This is a genomic window from Psychrobacillus sp. FSL H8-0483 (genome assembly GCF_038637725.1).
Classification (GTDB): Bacteria; Bacillota; Bacilli; order Bacillales_A; family Planococcaceae; genus Psychrobacillus.
In genome coordinates this window covers 3,034,347-3,051,873 of the sequence record NZ_CP152052.1, presented here as the reverse complement: position 1 = coordinate 3,051,873, position 17,527 = coordinate 3,034,347, and the positions used below count along the sequence as shown (strand labels likewise).

At 36.5% G+C, this 17,527-nt stretch carries 22 protein-coding genes; 10 read left to right on the top strand and 12 right to left on the bottom strand.

What is annotated here, in order from left to right; all coding sequences use genetic code 11:
• Positions 1–74 precede the first annotated feature (74 nt).
• Positions 75–311 carry a YuzB family protein gene (locus tag MHB48_RS14725; protein WP_342598723.1) on the bottom strand — a complete coding sequence of 79 codons (237 nt, stop codon included), beginning with the start codon at positions 309–311 and terminating at the stop codon, positions 75–77.
• Positions 312–438: 127 nt separating this feature from the next.
• On the opposite strand from MHB48_RS14725, the gene MHB48_RS14720 reads away from it, so the two are divergent.
• Complete coding sequence (locus tag MHB48_RS14720; protein ID WP_342598722.1) at positions 439–1,506, top strand: NAD(P)/FAD-dependent oxidoreductase; 1,068 nt, start codon at positions 439–441, stop codon at positions 1,504–1,506.
• A gap of 111 nt (positions 1,507–1,617) precedes the next feature.
• On the opposite strand, the gene MHB48_RS14715 is transcribed toward MHB48_RS14720, so the two are convergent.
• Positions 1,618–1,947, bottom strand: coding sequence for a YuzD family protein (locus tag MHB48_RS14715; protein WP_342598721.1), 330 nt, complete (start codon positions 1,945–1,947; stop codon positions 1,618–1,620).
• 83 nt (positions 1,948–2,030) lie between these two features.
• On the opposite strand from MHB48_RS14715, the gene MHB48_RS14710 reads away from it, so the two are divergent.
• A complete protein-coding gene (locus MHB48_RS14710) occupies positions 2,031–2,264 on the top strand; it encodes a NifU family protein (protein WP_340922570.1) in 234 nt (77 codons plus the stop codon).
• A 23-nt stretch (positions 2,265–2,287) separates the two neighbouring features.
• On the opposite strand, the gene MHB48_RS14705 is transcribed toward MHB48_RS14710, so the two are convergent.
• Complete coding sequence (locus MHB48_RS14705) at positions 2,288–2,986, bottom strand: DUF2225 domain-containing protein (RefSeq protein ID WP_342598720.1); 699 nt, start codon at positions 2,984–2,986, stop codon at positions 2,288–2,290.
• 147 nt (positions 2,987–3,133) lie between these two features.
• On the opposite strand from MHB48_RS14705, the gene MHB48_RS14700 reads away from it, so the two are divergent.
• The 5 genes from MHB48_RS14700 (at position 3,134) to MHB48_RS14680 (ending at position 6,423) form a co-directional block, all read left to right on the top strand.
• A complete protein-coding gene (locus tag MHB48_RS14700; RefSeq protein WP_342598719.1) occupies positions 3,134–3,496 on the top strand; it encodes an iron-sulfur cluster assembly accessory protein in 363 nt (120 codons plus the stop codon).
• Positions 3,497–3,730: 234 nt separating this feature from the next.
• The gene (locus tag MHB48_RS14695) at positions 3,731–4,942 is read left to right on the top strand and encodes an NAD(P)/FAD-dependent oxidoreductase (RefSeq protein WP_342598718.1); all 1,212 of its coding nucleotides are present in this window, start codon (positions 3,731–3,733) and stop codon (positions 4,940–4,942) included.
• A 55-nt stretch (positions 4,943–4,997) separates the two neighbouring features.
• Complete coding sequence (locus tag MHB48_RS14690; protein WP_342598717.1) at positions 4,998–5,501, top strand: NUDIX hydrolase; 504 nt, start codon at positions 4,998–5,000, stop codon at positions 5,499–5,501.
• Between the two features lie 377 nt (positions 5,502–5,878).
• The gene (locus MHB48_RS14685) at positions 5,879–6,004 is read left to right on the top strand and encodes a YuiA family protein (protein WP_342598716.1); all 126 of its coding nucleotides are present in this window, start codon (positions 5,879–5,881) and stop codon (positions 6,002–6,004) included.
• A gap of 95 nt (positions 6,005–6,099) precedes the next feature.
• Entirely contained in the window at positions 6,100–6,423 is a 324-nt protein-coding gene (locus MHB48_RS14680; protein ID WP_342598715.1) for a YuiB family protein, read from the top strand.
• Positions 6,424–6,461: 38 nt separating this feature from the next.
• Here the strand turns inward: MHB48_RS14680 and MHB48_RS14675 are convergent, their stop codons facing one another.
• The gene (locus tag MHB48_RS14675; RefSeq protein ID WP_342598714.1) at positions 6,462–6,938 is read right to left on the bottom strand and encodes a divergent PAP2 family protein; all 477 of its coding nucleotides are present in this window, start codon (positions 6,936–6,938) and stop codon (positions 6,462–6,464) included.
• A gap of 121 nt (positions 6,939–7,059) precedes the next feature.
• On the opposite strand from MHB48_RS14675, the gene MHB48_RS14670 reads away from it, so the two are divergent.
• Together MHB48_RS14670 and MHB48_RS14665 are read left to right on the top strand one after the other, a co-directional pair.
• Positions 7,060–8,562, top strand: coding sequence for a leucyl aminopeptidase (locus tag MHB48_RS14670; RefSeq protein WP_342598713.1), 1,503 nt, complete (start codon positions 7,060–7,062; stop codon positions 8,560–8,562).
• 59 nt (positions 8,563–8,621) lie between these two features.
• Complete coding sequence (locus MHB48_RS14665; RefSeq protein ID WP_342598712.1) at positions 8,622–8,849, top strand: hypothetical protein; 228 nt, start codon at positions 8,622–8,624, stop codon at positions 8,847–8,849.
• A 50-nt stretch (positions 8,850–8,899) separates the two neighbouring features.
• Here the strand turns inward: MHB48_RS14665 and mnhG are convergent, their stop codons facing one another.
• Genes mnhG through MHB48_RS14630 form a run of 7 tightly spaced genes read right to left on the bottom strand, consistent with a single transcriptional unit; the run spans position 8,900 to position 14,665 of the window.
• Positions 8,900–9,262 carry a monovalent cation/H(+) antiporter subunit G gene (gene mnhG, locus MHB48_RS14660; protein WP_342598711.1) on the bottom strand — a complete coding sequence of 121 codons (363 nt, stop codon included), beginning with the start codon at positions 9,260–9,262 and terminating at the stop codon, positions 8,900–8,902.
• On the bottom strand, positions 9,246–9,527 hold the full coding sequence (locus MHB48_RS14655) for a Na(+)/H(+) antiporter subunit F1 (RefSeq protein ID WP_340922552.1): 282 nt from the start codon (positions 9,525–9,527) through the stop codon (positions 9,246–9,248). Before MHB48_RS14655 ends, mnhG begins: the two co-directional genes overlap by 17 nt.
• A complete protein-coding gene (locus MHB48_RS14650) occupies positions 9,524–10,003 on the bottom strand; it encodes a Na+/H+ antiporter subunit E (protein WP_342598710.1) in 480 nt (159 codons plus the stop codon). Before MHB48_RS14650 ends, MHB48_RS14655 begins: the two co-directional genes overlap by 4 nt.
• Complete coding sequence (locus tag MHB48_RS14645) at positions 10,003–11,490, bottom strand: Na+/H+ antiporter subunit D (RefSeq protein WP_342598709.1); 1,488 nt, start codon at positions 11,488–11,490, stop codon at positions 10,003–10,005. Before MHB48_RS14645 ends, MHB48_RS14650 begins: the two co-directional genes overlap by 1 nt.
• Positions 11,483–11,824: a Na(+)/H(+) antiporter subunit C gene (locus tag MHB48_RS14640; protein ID WP_340922545.1), complete on the bottom strand. Its 342-nt coding sequence runs from the start codon at positions 11,822–11,824 to the stop codon at positions 11,483–11,485. Before MHB48_RS14640 ends, MHB48_RS14645 begins: the two co-directional genes overlap by 8 nt.
• Positions 11,824–12,246 carry a Na(+)/H(+) antiporter subunit B gene (locus MHB48_RS14635; RefSeq protein ID WP_340922543.1) on the bottom strand — a complete coding sequence of 141 codons (423 nt, stop codon included), beginning with the start codon at positions 12,244–12,246 and terminating at the stop codon, positions 11,824–11,826. Before MHB48_RS14635 ends, MHB48_RS14640 begins: the two co-directional genes overlap by 1 nt.
• Positions 12,233–14,665, bottom strand: coding sequence for a Na+/H+ antiporter subunit A (locus MHB48_RS14630; RefSeq protein WP_342598708.1), 2,433 nt, complete (start codon positions 14,663–14,665; stop codon positions 12,233–12,235). Before MHB48_RS14630 ends, MHB48_RS14635 begins: the two co-directional genes overlap by 14 nt.
• Before the next feature lie 158 nt (positions 14,666–14,823).
• Between MHB48_RS14630 and MHB48_RS14625 the strand changes: the two genes are divergently transcribed.
• Positions 14,824–15,384, top strand: a complete 561-nt coding sequence (locus MHB48_RS14625; protein ID WP_342598707.1) for a DUF5366 family protein — start codon at positions 14,824–14,826, stop codon at positions 15,382–15,384.
• Between the two features lie 220 nt (positions 15,385–15,604).
• On the opposite strand, the gene MHB48_RS14620 is transcribed toward MHB48_RS14625, so the two are convergent.
• A complete protein-coding gene (locus MHB48_RS14620) occupies positions 15,605–17,464 on the bottom strand; it encodes a transglycosylase domain-containing protein (protein ID WP_342598706.1) in 1,860 nt (619 codons plus the stop codon).
• Between the last annotated feature and the right edge of the window lie 63 nt (positions 17,465–17,527).

The following is a 17,527-nucleotide window of genomic DNA, read 5'->3' as shown; positions in this document are numbered from 1 at the left end:
GACCCCACAGGTGTAGCCGAGTTTGCTCGCCCGCGGAAAGTAAGCGGATTATACCATATAGATGAACAGAGCATTTAAAATAATGGATTTTCTTCAATATATGCATATATTTTAGCTACAAGATCAGCTGAAGATTCGCCTTCCACCACATCGCCATTCACAATGGCGAATAAAGTTTCAGAGCACAAGGAACAATAGCTTAAACAGCCATATTCAAGTACATCTAAATTCGGATCTTGTTCTAAAATTTCAAAAGCTTCTTGAGAACCATTTGCAAGGTTGCTTATACAAAATTCAACCATAGGATTCATAGCTGTCACCTCACCACATCGTCATGCTACTCTTTTTTTATCGAATCGTCAATAAAGAAGTTTTATTGTGAAATCCATCACAATCATTTATAATTTGAAATGACATTGAAATAAAAGGGAGAATATTATGCGAAAATTAGTATTACTTGGTGGAGGATACGGTAATATGCGCGTGTTACTTCGGTTATTGCCGAACAACTTGCCGGATGATGTAGAAATCACATTAATAGACCGAACACCATTTCATAGCTTAAAAACAGAGTTTTATGCGTTAGCAGCAGGAACATCACCTGATAATGAGATTCGAGTAGCTTTTCCTGAGAGTCCTAAACTAAAGATAACGTATGGTGAAATTGTAGAAATTGATGTAGAAACTAAGCAGGTTTTATTAGCAGACGGACAAGCAGTTGCGTATGATGATCTAGTTATTGGACTTGGTTGTGAAGATAAGTACCATAACGTCCCTGGAGCAGATGAATTTACGTACAGCATTCAAACGATTGGGCGGTCACGTGACACGTATAATAAAGTTGGTGGATTAGCAGCGGGATCTATAGTTGGCATTGTTGGTGCTGGACTAAGTGGGATTGAACTAGCAAGTGAACTTCGTGAAAGTCGTCCAGATTTAAAAATTAAATTATTTGATCGAAGTCCACGCGTATTAAGAGATTTCCCAGAACGTTTAAGTAATTATGTGCAAAAATGGTTCGATACGAACAATGTAGAGGTAGTAAGCAACTCCAACATTACAAAAGTAGAACCGAATAAACTATATAATCATGAAGAAGTAATCCCAGTGGACGTGGTTGTATGGACAGCAGGTATTCAACCAGCTGCACCAGTGAGAGCGTTGCCAGGAGAAAAGGATAATACAGGACGTGTTATCTTAACTCAATATCATGATCTACCTAATTTTGAAAACGTATTTGTCGTAGGTGATTGTGCTTCTCTACCATTTGCACCTAGTGCTCAATTAGCAGAAGAACAAGCGGAACAAATCGTAAAAGTTTTGCAAGCACGTTGGAAAGACATGCCACTTCCAGAAAAAATGCCGGAAATTAAATTAAAAGGTTTCATGGGATCTCTAGGAAAAAAACAAGGCTTTGCTTACTTGGCAGATATCTCCGTAACTGGCCGTATCGCAAGATTAATGAAATCTGGATTACTTTGGATGTATAAGAGACATAATGGGTAATCGAAAAAACATTGAAATGTTGTTTATCAGCATTTTGATGTTTTTATTTTGGAAATGCAAAATAAAACACACAAAAAAACGAGCGTAGCTTATGCTTTGCTCGTTTTTTGCTCAATTTGTACTCACATACCCATACTTCTCAAGTGCAGCATATACTGGTTTTAATTGAATATATCCTTCACCTATTACTTCCTCGTTAATCATGACTAGTGGATAGAAAAATTCATCCTCCGCAATTCGATTCGCAATCATTTGTTGTTTCTCATTCTCAATTGGTTTCTCAATGTCGATATATGTAAATGTTACTTTATGAGCCGGAAATTTCCGGTCGATTGCAGCTTGCAACCATTCGTATGTATCCTTTGAGGATGGAGCATTCACACAGCTTGCGCATACTATGTCTGTACCATAAATTTCTATTGTTAAAACTTGTTGTTCCATAATTAGTTGTCTCCTTCAGATTCTTTAATGGATTTTTTTCTTACTTCTGATTATAATGATTATAGTGAAAGGAGTCGATAGATATGACTGATACATTAAATGAACAAGTTCAAGAAGTTTTAGATAAATTACGCCCATTTTTACTACGCGATGGGGGAGACTGTGAGCTTGTAGACATTGAAGACGGTATTGTAAAGCTACGCCTTCTAGGAGCATGCGGAAGCTGCCCGAGTTCAACGATTACATTAAAAGCAGGAATTGAACGTGCTCTACTAGAAGAAGTTCCAGGAATAATTGAAGTAGAACAAGTATTTTAATTAACTATATTAAAAAAGAAGCCTTATGGAGATAGGGCTTCTTTTTCTTTGTCCTCACGCATTTCTTGCCAGCGTTCTTTTGCCATTTCAATTACTTTTGGCTCAATCGACTTGCTTTGTTTTTCAATAACTTTGGAAAAATAGCGCGTTGCAATTTCATTTTCACCAATTCTTCTAGATAACTCAGCTATTAAATAAAGTATCCGTATTTCTGACATTTGCGTTCCATTATAATCATCACTTGAATAGGAATCTATGTATCGATCACGAGCAATTTTCATAAAGCGTTTTTCTTGCTCCTCTTCGTTTTCTATACGGTATAACCAAGCAGTACGTAAAGCTAGACCAGCAATAGTAACATGTTTTTCTTTTTTTAAGGATCCACAATGGAATCCTAGTTTATATGCCATAATTCCTTCTTGAATAGATCTTTCATTCCCAAAAGAGTGTGGTACCCATTTATTTGCAACTTCCTGTTGAATTATTTCTTTTGCTCCAGGCGCAAAGTATTTGGTGAAGTCCTCTGTGAATGAAAAGCCACAATGTTCACACACGAAAGTATTATAGAGAAGTGGATTCACTTCTTTGTTTTGATATATAGGTTGAAAGTCTGATTCATGGCTATCTATTTTGACAAATCTAGATCGTACTTTTGTTGTTATAAACTTCTTTTTACAGTGCAAACATTCTATATCTTTTTGATAATATGGAGTTATTTCCAAGATTGACCCTCTTTTCACTCAGTTGCTTAATTAGTTCTATTATACTTGATTCGTTCATCGAAAGTGAAGTAATAGTTTGAGTAGTTTTCCTTGTATACATGGTGAAAATATTGATATTATAAACAAAAGGAAGGAATGGTGATTCAGATGACAGATGTAGTAGTTTTGTCTGAAGCGGCAGCTTACCGCGTTAAAGAAATGATGACGCACAACAGTGAAGAAGGCTCTTTACTCCGTGTATCTGTTAATGGTGGCGGGTGCAGCGGGCTTTCTTACGGGATGGGTTTTGAAAAGGAAAAACAGGAAGATGATATAGAACTTCATCAACATGGTATTGATATTGTCGTTTCAAATGAAGATGCACCCATTTTAAGTGGAACTACAATAGATTATAAAGAATCTTTAATGGGCGGAGGATTTACCATCGAAAATCCCAACGCTATCGCTTCATGTGGTTGTGGTTCTTCGTTTAGAACAGCGAAAAAAGAAGGCACACCCGAGAGTTGCTAAAATAAACTTGGACATTTTCTTCTAAAAGAGAATGTTCTTTTTTTACGCGGAGTTTTCAGTATATTCGAATGTTAATGATATCCTAATAATGTATTGAAATCATATGATAAAAGGGCTAATATAAGGAGTAAGAGATTTTTGTCGGATTATAGACAAAAAATGAAGAGCTTAATGATGAATCTTTTGTGTCGTTGTGCTTTTCTTAAAAATTATAAAAAGGTGGTTGCGATCTTCGTGAAAAGACCAACAATTCTAGTATTAGGTGCAGGATATGGTGGGTTATCTACTATAGTTAATCTTCAAAAAATAGTAGGCACCGATGAAGCAGATATAATTCTAGTGAATAAAAACGATTACCATTATGAATCTACATGGTTACATGAAGCTTCTGCTGGTACGTTACGCCCAGATCAAGTACGTTACGACGTAAAAGATGTCATTAATTCTAGCAAAGTAACGTTTGTAAAAGCGACTGTAGATGCAATTGACGTAAATACGAAAAAAATTGCAACAAGTGCTGGTGAGTATACTTATGACTACTTAGTCATTGGTTTAGGATTTGAAGGCGAAACTTTTGGAATTCCTGGTTTAGACAAGTATGCGTTATCGATTGCTAACGTAAATGCAGCCCGTCAAATTCGTGATCACATTGAATATCAATTTGCTACATGGTCAACAGAAGATGTACAAGACGATACTCGACTAACAATTGTTGTAGGTGGAGCTGGATTCTCTGGTATCGAATTTTTAGGTGAATTAGGTAATCGTGTTCCTGAACTTTGTAAGGAATATGATGTACCAAAAGAAAAAGTGCGCGTACTATGCGTCGAAGCTGCTCCAATGGTACTTCCAGGATTCGATCCTGAACTAGTAGAATATGCTGTAAGACAATTAGAGTCTAAAGGAATCGAATTCTCTATTGGTACACCAGTAGTAGAAGCTACTCCTGAAGGCGTTAAAATTAAAAAAGGCGAAGAAGAATTCGAATTCATCAAAGCTGGTACTGTTGTATGGGCTGCAGGAGTTCGAGGAAATCGCTTAATCGAATCATCAGGCATTGAAAACATGCGTGCGCGCGTTAAAGTTGAAAAAGATATGCGTGCTCCTGGATTCCCAGATGTATTTATCGTTGGGGACTGTGCACTTATGATCAATGAAGCTGTCAACCGTCCATACCCTCCAACTGCACAAATTGCTATGCAACAAGCAGTAACTGTTGCAAAAAATATTGTTGCTCTTATGAAAGGGAATGAAACAGAAGAATTCGTTCCTGAATTAAAAGGGACAGTTTGTTCTCTAGGAGAACACGATGCGATTGGTGATGTAATGGGTAGAAAGATTACTGGAACTAAAGCATCTATCATGAAAAAAGTGATTGATAACCGTGCGCTTTACATGATTGGTGGAATTCCACTTGTTGTGAAAAAAGGTAAATTTAGTTTATAATTTGAATAACAAAAAGCTCTCACTGTAAACATCAGTGGGAGCTTTTTTAAAGGGGATGTACAGTTTGGCAAGAGAAGATCGTGGGAATGTTTGGCTTGGGGTAGCTGGACTAGTGGAGAATTATAAAGGGGAATGGCTAGTAGTAAAGAAAAGATACGGGGGTCTTCACGGTCGTTGGTCTTTACCAGCAGGGTTTGTCAATAGAAACGAAACCGTCGATCAAGCCGTGCTTCGTGAAGTAAAAGAAGAAACAGGAGTATCTGCTACAGTACTCAAGATGATTGGCTTTCGAAGTGGGGTAATCCAAAACGAAACTAGTGATAACATGGCTATCTTTTTATTATCACCAATAGAGAAAGAACCGATTTTACAAGCACAACTATCGGAACTCTATGAAGTAATATGGGCACATCCATCAAAGCTAATAAACGATAGTGACGCCTCAGTTATGCTTCATGAGTTAGCGAAGAAAACGATAGATGACGGATTTCGAACCATCGAAGGGATAAATCCCGGTGATGTATTTGGCTATACGAGTTATAAATTATTTATAAAATGAGTTAATTTCATAAATAGTAATTTGTCATTAAAATACGAACCTTTATTACTGTGTTGATTGAAGCGGTAGGCGGCGACTCCAGCGGGATGAGTGAGACAGATAAGACATCACAAACGACGCATAGCGGCGGTGATGGCTTATCGCTCACCCCGCGGAAAGCGTCCGCCTATAGCCGAAATCAACTATACTTTATTCCGTGTAAAATATATATTTCTTTAGTATTGTTCGTGGTTTTTATGTAAATCGGAATGATCAAATTGATTCAAATAGTAGTAAAGAAGAACACAAATACAAGGTTTGTGTTTTTTATTTACAAATAAACATTTCCGTGATATATTATCAGAATATTATAAAAAAACAAAAAAGGAGGAGTTTTAATGCAAAAAACAACTAAAGAGGGCATAAAAAAATCCTGTCCATATTGTAAAGGAGAAGGTTACTTCCAGCTTAGGCTAGGTGGTTCAGAAACTTGTGGACGTTGCAATGGTTCTGGAAAAAAATAAAATTATTATGACAAAAAAGTGAAAACAGACAAGTAGATTGAATACTAACCTCCGTTAAGGTAAACTATTTAGAGATACTACGGAGGTAATAGATTATGGATTTTATGCTCGTACAAATGATACTCTCAGTTGTCATATTTTTTGTTATGTTTTTTGGAATCGCCTTCTTAATAAATATGTTACTTAGAATGACTTGGTTTATGGCAATACTTTATCCGATTGTTGTTGTGTTTATAATTGATGAAGTTGGCTTTTTTGATTATCTAACAAAACCAAGTTCTTCTTTCCGGGCCCTAGGGGATAAAATAGTTTCACTCCATGCAGCTGATATTATCATTTTATCTAGTGGATTGATTGGAGCAATTGCAGCAGGTTTTGTCATTAAATACTTAAGAAAAAATGGATATCAAATGTTTTAATTAGAAAAGGATGACTCTGTAATGGAGTCATCCTTTTTTCATTCTATCGATGTGTAAATTATGATAGATATCAAGATCCCTGTTAGTGCACCCATAAAAACTTCAATTGGTTTATGACCGAGTAATGTCTTCAACTCTTCCATCTTTTCCTCATTTTTTTTATGAGCCCACCCTTTCGTTTGTTCTATAAAAACTTGAAAGTCGGCACGCATTTGATTAATAATAATTGCTTGCTGTCCTGCTTGGAAACGAACGCCAGTTGCATCGAACATGACAATAACAGCGAATACTGTCGCAACTGCAAAGAGTGGTGAATCTAGTCCCATTTCAAATGCAATAGCAGTACAAAGTGATGTTACAGCAGCAGAGTGAGAACTAGGCATTCCGCCAGTAGACGTGAATAACTTCCAATCTAATTTCTTTGTCATTAGAAAATGAATAGGAATCTTTACAAATTGTGCAAAGAAAATAGAAAATAGTGCAGCCATTAATGGAGTGTTTTGGAAGATTGCCAAAGTAGACACCGCCTTTCATCTAATACTTTAAATAAGAATAGTATAACACATTCATACAATTCGAAAAATTAATCTTCTTCCTATATAATAAGAGTGTATCCGAATTATAGGGGGAAAAATAATGATTATTAGTACAAATGCAGTTTTATTTGATGAAATCCAATCTGAAACACTTGTTGTTGGTGTATCTAAACATCCCGAAAATACAACGAAATGGGCAGCTTTTTTAAGCTACTTTGGCGAGCATATTTTAGAGTGGGTTAAAAGTGGAGATATTTCCTCCGACCTGAAAAAAATTGTAAAAGTACCCGTTGCAAATAAAGAAGCAGTTAAAAGAATTTTGTTTGTAGGAATAGGTGACCGTAAACAAGTAACACAAGAAAATATTCGAGAAGCATTTGGCCTAGTTGGGAAAGAACTTTTATCTAGTAAACCCGAATCTGTAGCAGTTTGGATTCCTTCTTTTACTTCTGATTCCACTGCTGATGCAGACGTAGCTTATTTAGCTGCTGAAGGCCTTGGAATGGGTTCTTTTACTTACGAGGGATATAAAACAACCTCTAATGTTCCGGACTATTACTTGCCAGCTATTGAGCTTCTAACAGATGTAGATGCAGAAGAAGTAGTGTCCTATTTTGAAGTTGGAAGTATTTATGCTGATGCTGTTAATGAAGCGAGAATATTAGTCAACACACCTGGTAATGTTTTAACTTCTACTCAATTAGGTGAGTATGCAAGAGAATTAGGAGAAACATATGATTTTGAAACAGAAATTCTAGGTAAAAAAGAAATAGAAGAATTAGGAATGGGTGCGCTTTTAGCTGTAAATCAAGGATCAGTAGAGGAGCCACGCCTAATCGTCTTAAAATATCAAGCAACTGAAGCGTGGGAAGATGTTATTGCCCTTGTCGGTAAAGGAATCACATTTGACACAGGTGGCTACTCCATTAAGACAAAAACTGGTATTGTAGGGATGAAAGGTGATATGGGAGGAGCAGCAGCTGTATTAGGTGCGATGCAAATTATTGGTGAGCTTCGTCCAAACCAAAATGTTATTGCTGTTATAGCTTCTACAGATAATATGATTTCCGGAAATGCATTCAAACCAGATGATGTGATCACATCTATGAGTGGGAAAACTATTGAAATATTAAATACAGATGCAGAAGGTCGTCTAGTTTTAGCAGACGCTGTTACATATGCAAAACAACAAGGAGCTAATTATATCGTGGACGTAGCTACCTTAACAGGTGGAGTTATTACAGCTCTAGGTTATGATAAAACAGGAGCTCTTACAAATGATGAGGAGTTTTTCGAAACATTTATGGAATCTTCTCTCGAAACAGGTGAATTTGTTTGGAGACTCCCATTAACGGAAAATGATAAAAAACGTATTCGTAAAAGTGATGTAGCGGATTTAAACAATTCTCCAGGTAGCGATGGTCATATGATTTTTGGTGGTGGATTTGTTGGTGAGTTCGTGGAAAATACGCCATGGATTCATTTAGATATTGCAGGTACTTCTGATACAAAATCTGCACATGATTTTGGCCCAAAAGGCGGTACTGGCGTAATGGTACGTACACTTGCAACGTTGGTTGAAAGAATGGCAGACGAAGAATAGGGAAAACGCACAACCTCCCTTTCCCTAGTAGCATACACTGAGGTGAAAGGAGGAGAAGCATGGTAAGATTTCAACGGGGTGGTTTTGGTGGTTTTAGAGGTCCCGGTTTTGGCTTTGGCTTTGGAAATTTTGGAGGTCCATTTTTTGGAGGTTTCTTAGGGGGTCTATTAGGTTCTTCGTTAGGAGGTTACGGAGGGTATAGACAACCATATTATTCATATCCACCTCCACCTCCTTACTATTATTACCCGTATCCACCATATCCTTATTATTATGGTTATTATTAAAAAACAAAAGCTTTTGCAACCGTAAATTAATGCTGGTTGCAAAAGCTTTCTTATTTTTCAATTTCTCTTTTTTTCTTAACGACTTCAGCGAGATCATCACGTACTGATTTATCCCACATTTTCACTCCAGATAAATAAGCTGCTCGTCCCATCATATGTCCGCCAACTGGTCCGGTGATAAATAAGAAGAGAATTCCTAGTAATATGCGAGAATTAAAATAACCTTCATTCAACCAAAAGTGAAAAAATACTCCTAGTAGGATGCTCATAACGCCTAGTGTTGCACTCTTGGAAGCAGCGTGTGCTCTTGAATAGGCATCAGGAAGGCGAATTAATCCAATAGCAGTGACAAGAATAAATATTGTTCCAAAAGAAATAGTAGCAATGATAAGTAAATTAGCTATTACGGTCACGTTGAATGATTTCTCCCTTCTCCGTGAATTTAGAAAAAGCAACAGTACCTATGAATGAAAGAATTGCTAATAATAAAATGACCTCTAAGAAAAATCCAGTATCAAACAAGATGGAAATAAGGCCAATTAATGAAATTAAACCCACTCCAATTGCATCTAATGCAATAACACGATCCGGAGTAGAAGGGCCTATCACTAGACGATACACAAAGCCTAGGAGGGATATACTAATTAAAACGACGATTACCCAGAGAAAGGCTGTCATGATCTACTCACCTCCAAAATTGCTTTTTCAAAAGTGTTCTTTATAGAATCTATTGCTTCATCCACATCGTCAAATTCAATCGCGTGGATATATAGTGTTTTATTGTCATCGGATATGTCTATAACTATTGTTCCTGGCGTTAAGGTAATCAAACTTGATAGAAGTGTTATTTCCCAGTCTTGTTCGAGTACAGTAGGCATTGCGAATATCGCCGGACGAATAGGCATATCTGGTTTAATAATAAGCTTTAACACAGAAATATTTGATAAGGTTAATTCTTTTAAGAATAACAAAATTAGCTTAATAACAGCCCAAACACGTGCCATATAGAATCGTGAATTAAAAGATTTACGAAGCATGAAAAGCATAAGTATCCCAATTATATAACCAATAATAAATGTAGTTGGTTTAAAAGAGACGGATAAGAACATCCATGTGAGCGCAATAAATACATTTAATAAAATCTGAAAAGCCATTATTTCACCCCTCTAAATACAGCTTCTACATAAACAGAAGGATCAAGTAACACAGTAGTTGCATCCGTCATAAATGGAACTAAGTATTCTGCTCCAACTCCGAATAGGACTGTGAGACCAACCAACGTAATCGTTGGAGCTATTAAATGACGATACTTTTTCGCGTTAATAAGGTGTTCTCCTTTTTCCTCACCCCAGAATGCATAGATGAAAATGCGGATGGCAGAGAGTAGAACGATGAGACTGGAAGCTAAGATAAAAATACTTTGCCACAAAAGCTCGTCCTCAAGACCACCTTGCACAATGAGTAACTTTCCTACAAATCCACTAAGCGGAGGAATTCCTGCGAGACCAAATGCTGCGATTAAATAGCTCCACGCAAGAACCGGATAACGCTTCATAAGCCCTCCCATTTTACGTAAATCGGATGTACCTGTAATGCTAATAATAATCCCGATTAATAAAAACAGAGCCCCTTTAATGAGAATATCATGAATTAAATAAAAAACAGAACCCATCATTCCATTTTCATTCATAATGGATGCTCCAAACAAGATTACTCCAACGGCAATAACAATATTATAAATAATAATTTGCTTCACATCGAAGTATGCAAGAGCCCCAATAGATCCTACGATAATCGTTAGAATGGAGACAATCATCAAAAGTTCATGTGTAAATCCAGTATCTGTTGTGAAGAACAATGTGTATGTACGCATAATGGCATACACACCGACCTTTGTTAGCAGTGAACCAAATAACGCAAGTACTGGAACAGGAGGAGCAGCATATGATCCCGGTAACCAGAAAAATAGAGGGAAAATACCTCCTTTAATTCCAAAGACAATCAAGAACAAAACAGCTATAACGGTTACAATTCCGGATGGACCGATTTCTGCTATCTTCACCGAAATATCAGCCATATTTAGCGTTCCAACTACGGAATATAAATACCCTACCGTAATAACAAACAAAGAAGAAGAAACAATATTGACAAGTATGTATTTAATCGACTCTTTTAACTGAACTTTTTCTCCCCCTAATACAATCAGTACATAAGAGGACATTAATAGCACTTCAAAGAAAACGAACATATTGAATATATCGCCTGTTGTAAATGCTCCATTTACCCCTGTTAACATGAACATAATGGCTGGGTAATAAAATGTCTTTTCTCTTGCTTCTCCAATTGAAGTAAAGCTATACCATACAACAAATAAAGCGATAACTAGAGAGGAAGTGACAAGTAGTGCTGAAATCATATCCGACACCATCGTAATTCCAAAAGGAGGTGCCCAGCTACCTAACGTGAGTGTTTGAACGCCATCCGTTTTTACTTTTAGAAGTAAAACAATTGCAGAGAATAATGCAAATAGTAAACCAATAATTGTAACTACTCGTTGAGCCATCACTTTTTTCGGGAAAAATAACAATATCGCTGCAAATAGGAAAGGGATGAGAACCGGAAATAATAATAAATTAATCATTGTCTTCAGTTCCTTTCATTAATTCCATATTGTCCGTACCAACTTCTTTATAAGTACGATAAGCTAGTACAAGGGAAAAAGCTGTAACACCGAAACTTATTACGATTGCAGTTAAAATCAGCGCTTGTGGTAAAGGGTCTACGTAATCTGTAACGCCTTCTGCTAAAACAGGAGCAGATTCCCCGCCTAAACCGCCCATCGTTAATAAAAGTAAATGAGTTCCGTGACTTAATAAACCCGTTCCAATAATGATGCGAAGCAAGCTTCTCGAAAGAATTAAATAGACTGCAGCCATGAACAGAAAGCCGATTAAAATGGACATCAAGATTTCCATTATTCATCTCCCCCTATCATTTGAATAATCGTCATCGTTACACCGACAACTACTAAGTAAACACCCGTATCAAAAAACATTGCTGTATGAATAGAGGTTTTACCAAGTAAAGGTAAGTAAAAATAATCGTAGACATGCGTAAAAAATGGAACATTAAAGAATATAGAACCGGCCGCTGTTGCAAGAGATATTAATAAGCCTACTGCTGTAACAACCGTATAATTTATAGGCAACATTTCTTGCACCGTTTTTAAATCGAATGCAAGCATTAATAAAACAATGGCACTCGACATTAATAATCCACCAACAAATCCTCCACCTGGTGTGTAATGACCTGCAAAAAAGATATGAATGGAGAATAGAAAAATGATGAAAAAGACTACTTTGGTGGTCGTTTGAATAATTAAATCATTTGTTTTCAATTTTTCTATCTCCTTTCTTTTTTGTTAGACGAAGCGTAATCATTCCAATAATCCCAAGCGAAGCAATCGTTAAAACACTAATTTCAAACAATGTATCAAAGCCACGATAATCTACTAGAATGACATTTACGATATTTCCACCACCAGCTTCCGTGTACACAGTTTCCTTGTAATACTTAGAAATCGAAGGGATAAGTTTTTGAGAATGCGAGGAAATAGCTATTAACGTTACCATTACACCTACTCCAAGCGCAATAAGGAAGTTCCCTAAACGGAAACCGCGATCTTCTTTTCCTTTTTCATGTTTGTTCATGTTGGGAAGGTGGTAAAATGCACCTAAAAACAAAGCGACCGAGACGGTTTCAATTACTAATTGAGTTAACGCAAGGTCAGGTGCTTTGAAGATAATGTAGAATAATGCCACCGTATATCCAACTGCTCCAAGTGCGATAATTGCAGTTAGTCTTGATTTTGTAACTAAAATCGTAATGGTACCTACTATTAAGATGAAAGAAATGAGTAGTTCAAAGAAACGAATCGGTGCTAAATTGTCTGTGTTTAGAACAAATGCGTCTTTTAACCACATTGTACTTCCAAGTAATACAATAATCGCTGCAAACATGTAAATTAGATAAGATCGAATAGATCCTGTCATATAAATAGATGAAAAACGATTTGCTCCACTATCTGCTAGTCCCATTAGTCCATCGTATATACGATTTAGTGAAATCTTTGCTGGTACTTTTTCATAAGCGGGAGCCCATCTTGTAAGCGTTTTAAATAATATAAAACCAACTAAAAATACACCAAGTGTCATATATAGAGCAGGGGAGTCAAAACCATGCCAAGCTTTGATTGTGAATCCTACTTCTGCAGGAACTTGATATGCTCCAGGTTGAATAGCTACTACAGCTGGTTTAATAAACATGTTACCGAAGAAATTTGGAACAAAGAAGATAACAACTACTAGTGTAGCTAGAATACCAGGTGAAACAAGCATACCAATTGGTGCTTCATGCGCTTTCTTCGGTAATTGTTCCGGTTTATGTTTCCCACGGAATGTATGGAAAACAAAATACAAGCTATAGACAAATGTAAATATACTTGCAATCCAAGCAACGATTGGGAATAAAACACTCCAAGTATCCATTGCATAAAGATCGAAATGTTGTAGAGCTAAAGTAGAGTCTAAAAACATCTCTTTACTTAAGAATCCATTAAACGGAGGAACTCCTGCCATCGATAAACTACCAATAAGCGCAATTGTAAAGCTTACTGGCATTAAACTCATAAGTCCTCCAAGTTTCCGGATATCTCTCGTTCCGGTTTCATGATCAACAATACCTGCAATCATGAACAAACTTCCTTTAAAAGTAGCATGGTTCATGAGATGGAAAATGGCAGCAAATGTTGCAAATGTATACGTGGTAACTAAATCACCTGTTACATGATAAGCAATAGAACCAATTCCAAGTAAAGACATGATTAAACCAAGCTGACTAACAGTAGAAAAAGCTAGAATTGCTTTTAAGTCTGTTTGTTTCACTGCAAAAAATGATCCCCAGAATAATGTGAGCATACCAATGCCAGTTACGAGCCATACCCAAACTTCAGAAATTGCAAAAATAGGGGTAAATCTTGCTACTAGATACAAACCAGCTTTAACCATTGTTGCAGAGTGTAAGTAAGCACTAACTGGTGTAGGAGCCTCCATTGCATCTGGTAACCAAATATAAAATGGGAACTGTGCTGACTTTGTAAATGCTCCGAGTAGTACTAATACAAGCGCCCAAACAAAAAGGTCATGTCCAGCAAGTTCTGGAGCCTGCGCAATCAATTCACGTATGGAGAAACTGCCTCCAATAATACTAAGGATTAAAAATCCTCCGAGCATCATTAGTCCACCGAATACCGTAATCATCATGGACTTTAAAGCACCAAATCGAGAACGATCACGAGTGTACCAATATCCGATTAAAAGGAAAGAGGAAATAGAAGTAAGTTCCCAAAAGAAATACAGGCTGATTAAATGATCCGATTGGACAACCCCAAGCATTGCACTCATAAACAATAATAAGTACACGTAAAAGTTCCCTAATTTCTCTTTTTTCTTATCCAAATAAAAGATGGAGTAAAGCACAACTAGTGCCCCAATTCCAGTTATCAACAAAGAAAACAGTAAGCTTAAACCATCTATGTAAGAGATAATGGATATTCCGAGTGATGGAATCCAGGGCATTTCGTTTGTATAAGTTGTTCCATCCATAACAGAAGGTATGTAAGTCCCATAAAAAGCAACAAGTGCAACTGGAACTATTAAGACGAACCAGCCTGTGTGGATGTTAACAGCTTTTTTAAATAGAAATGGGATAAATATTGCTATAATTATTGGCAAGAATATTCCAAAAACTAATAACAAAAGAATCCTCCTTTCAAAACAATAGATTTAAATGCATACTTAAAATTATAACGCAATTAAGCAGTAAATGCATTGGGAATTATTTAGCTACTTGCAGAACTTACGTGCACTTCGATATGATAAATAGGAAACTATTTTATAGAGTAAGAGGAGCAATTATGAAAAACCCATATGTGTTTGGTTTTCTACCATTAATCACAATCGTATTTTTTAGCTTAACCTTTTCTACCTTCACCATGAATAAAGCAATCGAGCTTTTCAAAGTTATTGGTGTATATAGCGGTATGAGGGAGTTTCTATCGGATTTGGAGCTAAAATTATTCTTATTAATTTTATTAGCACTTGCATACTTTATGCTATTTTCAGCAATGAAGCTAATTGCGGAAACAATTCATGAGCTAGGAATGTTGTTTTTCTCAAAGGATTACGAAGGGAAGACAATGGCACAGGCTCGTGGCGGATATGTTATATTTTTTGTAGGAGCTGTCATTTCAGCTGTAGGCTTTCAATCTATTCAGATATTACTCCTAATTTTTCTTGCAACCGCATTTATTTATTTTGTATATGTTGTATATAAGCTAAGTAGCTCTATGAGCGTATTAGGTACACTTGGGTTAATCATGTTTGAAATTATTGTGTGGAGTCTTTTTTTAGCACTTGTGGTGTATGTTATTATTAAGTTATATAACGGAATTATTGCGAGTCTACCATTTTTATAACAAACGCTGTTAAACTACATGGTTGTTATTTGGTAGAATCCACTTGCTTTTCGCGGGCAAACCGACAAGCCTCCTAGTCTGCGCCTGCGAGGTCTTGTCCTGCTCGCTTTCCCACAGGAGTCTGCGCGGATTCTACCGCAAATTTTATGCTAATAAATTACAGTAAATATAAAAGCAGCGTCTGAGAAAAGGAAAGAGAAGCCAGCATGAAGGGGCTTCTCTATTTTGTGTTCATTATTTGATTGAAAATCTTATGGTGTATTTTTTTCGATTCAATTGTTTTCATATTTTTGGGCATATCATAACCAATCCATACTGCAGACGTATACGTATCTGTAAGTCCAGCAATCCAATAGTCATAAAAATCATTCGTGGTTCCCGTTTTAGCACCAACGTAGGTAGATGGAATAGATATTCCTTTTCCTGTCCCGTTTTGTACAACATCGGAAAGTAATTCTCTCATTGTTTGTACTGTTTTTGGGGTCCAAACTTCTTTTTTTTCTTCCTGCCATTCATATAAAACTTCTCCATTTTTATCGACAACCTTACGAATGGCGTGAGCTGGTTTATACATACCATTGATAAAACTAGTATAAGCATCTGCCATTTCTAAAACAGTCACTCCATTAGTCAATCCACCCAATGCAGACGCATAGGTATGATCAGCAGCCGTTATATGGCTAAATTGAAATTGGTCTAGTTTGGCAAAAGCATTGTCAATTCCCACCGTGTCTAAAAGACGAACAGCAGGAGTGTTATGACTAAAGCGAAATGCTTGTTTAAGGGTTACATCTCCATAAACAGCTCCACCATAATTTTGTGGACAGAATGTACCGATACATAATTTCCCACCGTTAATCGTATTATTTGCTGTTAACGAAGTCATATCAAAGACAGGTGCATAAACAAGCAATGGCTTTAATGCCGATCCTGGCTGCCGAACTGCTTGGTAACCACGATGAAAATCAAATTTCTTATAATCTTTTCCACCATACATGCTAATAATCTCTCTTGTTTCATTATTAATAACGACAGATGCTGCTTGTACATCGGATGTTTTATGTAACAAATTATTAACGTATGCTTCATCTTCCTTTTGCTTGAAAGGATCAAGTGCTGTATAAATCGTAACTCCTTGTGCAATGATTTCATTTACTCTTGTTTGAAGTTCATTTTCGAAAAATAATTTTTGATGCTCATTTTGGGCATTGCTCATTTTTTCCTTGTAGCCCTCTTTTTCTGCAATGAGACTCTTTAATTCTTCCAACACATATGTACTATAAGCTGGATAAAGCTGCTTTTTCTTTTTTGTCTGTAAAACAATTGGTTCCGCTTTTAATGCAACTGCTTGATCAGTGGAAATCCTTCCGTTATTCACCAACACATCTATAAGTAATTCTTGTCGCTTTTTGGTTGCCTCGAAGTTTTCTAAAGGATCATACATACTTGGATTATTCGGGATCGCACTTATAAATGCAAGCTCCGCTTCTGTTAATTGGTTTAAAGGGCGACCAAAGTAATAGGTTGCAGCTGCGCCAATTCCATACACTTGGTTACTAAAATAAATTTCATTTAAATAATTTAATAAAATTTCTTCTTTTGTCGATTTCTTTTCCATTTCATATGCATAAACAAGTTCGGTAACTTTCCTCTCATAGGTTTTTTCCGTTGACAAATAGCGGAGTCTAACTAGTTGTTGGGTAATTGTACTAGCCCCTTGCTCATTTGCATTTGCAGAAGCGTTGGCAAAAACCGCACGGAATATCGCGCTAAAGTTAAACCCGATATGATTGTAAAACTCTGCATCTTCACTTTGAATGAAAAGCTCTTGTACAAAGAGTGGGATGGATTCTATTGGTAGAGGATCTCTCCATTCCACATAATCTTCAGAGAAAATGTTGTTATTTTCATCGAGCATTACAACCGGAGCAGCAAGATTAGGACTTGATAATTGAATGGATTGCTCCAAATTATCTTTGAATGCTGAGGCAGTTAATAACTCTGTGTGGATGAAGGAATACAATATCCATATAATTGGGAAGCACACAAGAATGATGAAAAACCCTATTGCTTGTCGCATATACTGCACTCCAATTCGTTTAATCTATTGTTGCTGTTAAACTAGATAGTGTTATTTGGTAGA

Coding starts and splice junctions, on each gene's coding strand:
- MHB48_RS14725 (WP_342598723.1), bottom strand. CDS start 311: ATGAATCCTATGGTTGAATTTTGTATAAGCAACCTTGCAAATGGTTCT.
- MHB48_RS14720 (WP_342598722.1), top strand. CDS start 439: ATGCGAAAATTAGTATTACTTGGTGGAGGATACGGTAATATGCGCGTG.
- MHB48_RS14715 (WP_342598721.1), bottom strand. CDS start 1,947: ATGGAACAACAAGTTTTAACAATAGAAATTTATGGTACAGACATAGTA.
- MHB48_RS14710 (WP_340922570.1), top strand. CDS start 2,031: ATGACTGATACATTAAATGAACAAGTTCAAGAAGTTTTAGATAAATTA.
- MHB48_RS14700 (WP_342598719.1), top strand. CDS start 3,134: ATGACAGATGTAGTAGTTTTGTCTGAAGCGGCAGCTTACCGCGTTAAA.
- MHB48_RS14690 (WP_342598717.1), top strand. CDS start 4,998: ATGTACAGTTTGGCAAGAGAAGATCGTGGGAATGTTTGGCTTGGGGTA.
- MHB48_RS14685 (WP_342598716.1), top strand. CDS start 5,879: ATGCAAAAAACAACTAAAGAGGGCATAAAAAAATCCTGTCCATATTGT.
- MHB48_RS14680 (WP_342598715.1), top strand. CDS start 6,100: ATGGATTTTATGCTCGTACAAATGATACTCTCAGTTGTCATATTTTTT.
- MHB48_RS14670 (WP_342598713.1), top strand. CDS start 7,060: ATGATTATTAGTACAAATGCAGTTTTATTTGATGAAATCCAATCTGAA.
- MHB48_RS14665 (WP_342598712.1), top strand. CDS start 8,622: ATGGTAAGATTTCAACGGGGTGGTTTTGGTGGTTTTAGAGGTCCCGGT.
- MHB48_RS14655 (WP_340922552.1), bottom strand. CDS start 9,527: ATGACAGCCTTTCTCTGGGTAATCGTCGTTTTAATTAGTATATCCCTC.
- MHB48_RS14650 (WP_342598710.1), bottom strand. CDS start 10,003: ATGGCTTTTCAGATTTTATTAAATGTATTTATTGCGCTCACATGGATG.
- MHB48_RS14645 (WP_342598709.1), bottom strand. CDS start 11,490: ATGATTAATTTATTATTATTTCCGGTTCTCATCCCTTTCCTATTTGCA.
- MHB48_RS14640 (WP_340922545.1), bottom strand. CDS start 11,824: ATGGAAATCTTGATGTCCATTTTAATCGGCTTTCTGTTCATGGCTGCA.
- MHB48_RS14625 (WP_342598707.1), top strand. CDS start 14,824: ATGAAAAACCCATATGTGTTTGGTTTTCTACCATTAATCACAATCGTA.
- MHB48_RS14620 (WP_342598706.1), bottom strand. CDS start 17,464: ATGCGACAAGCAATAGGGTTTTTCATCATTCTTGTGTGCTTCCCAATT.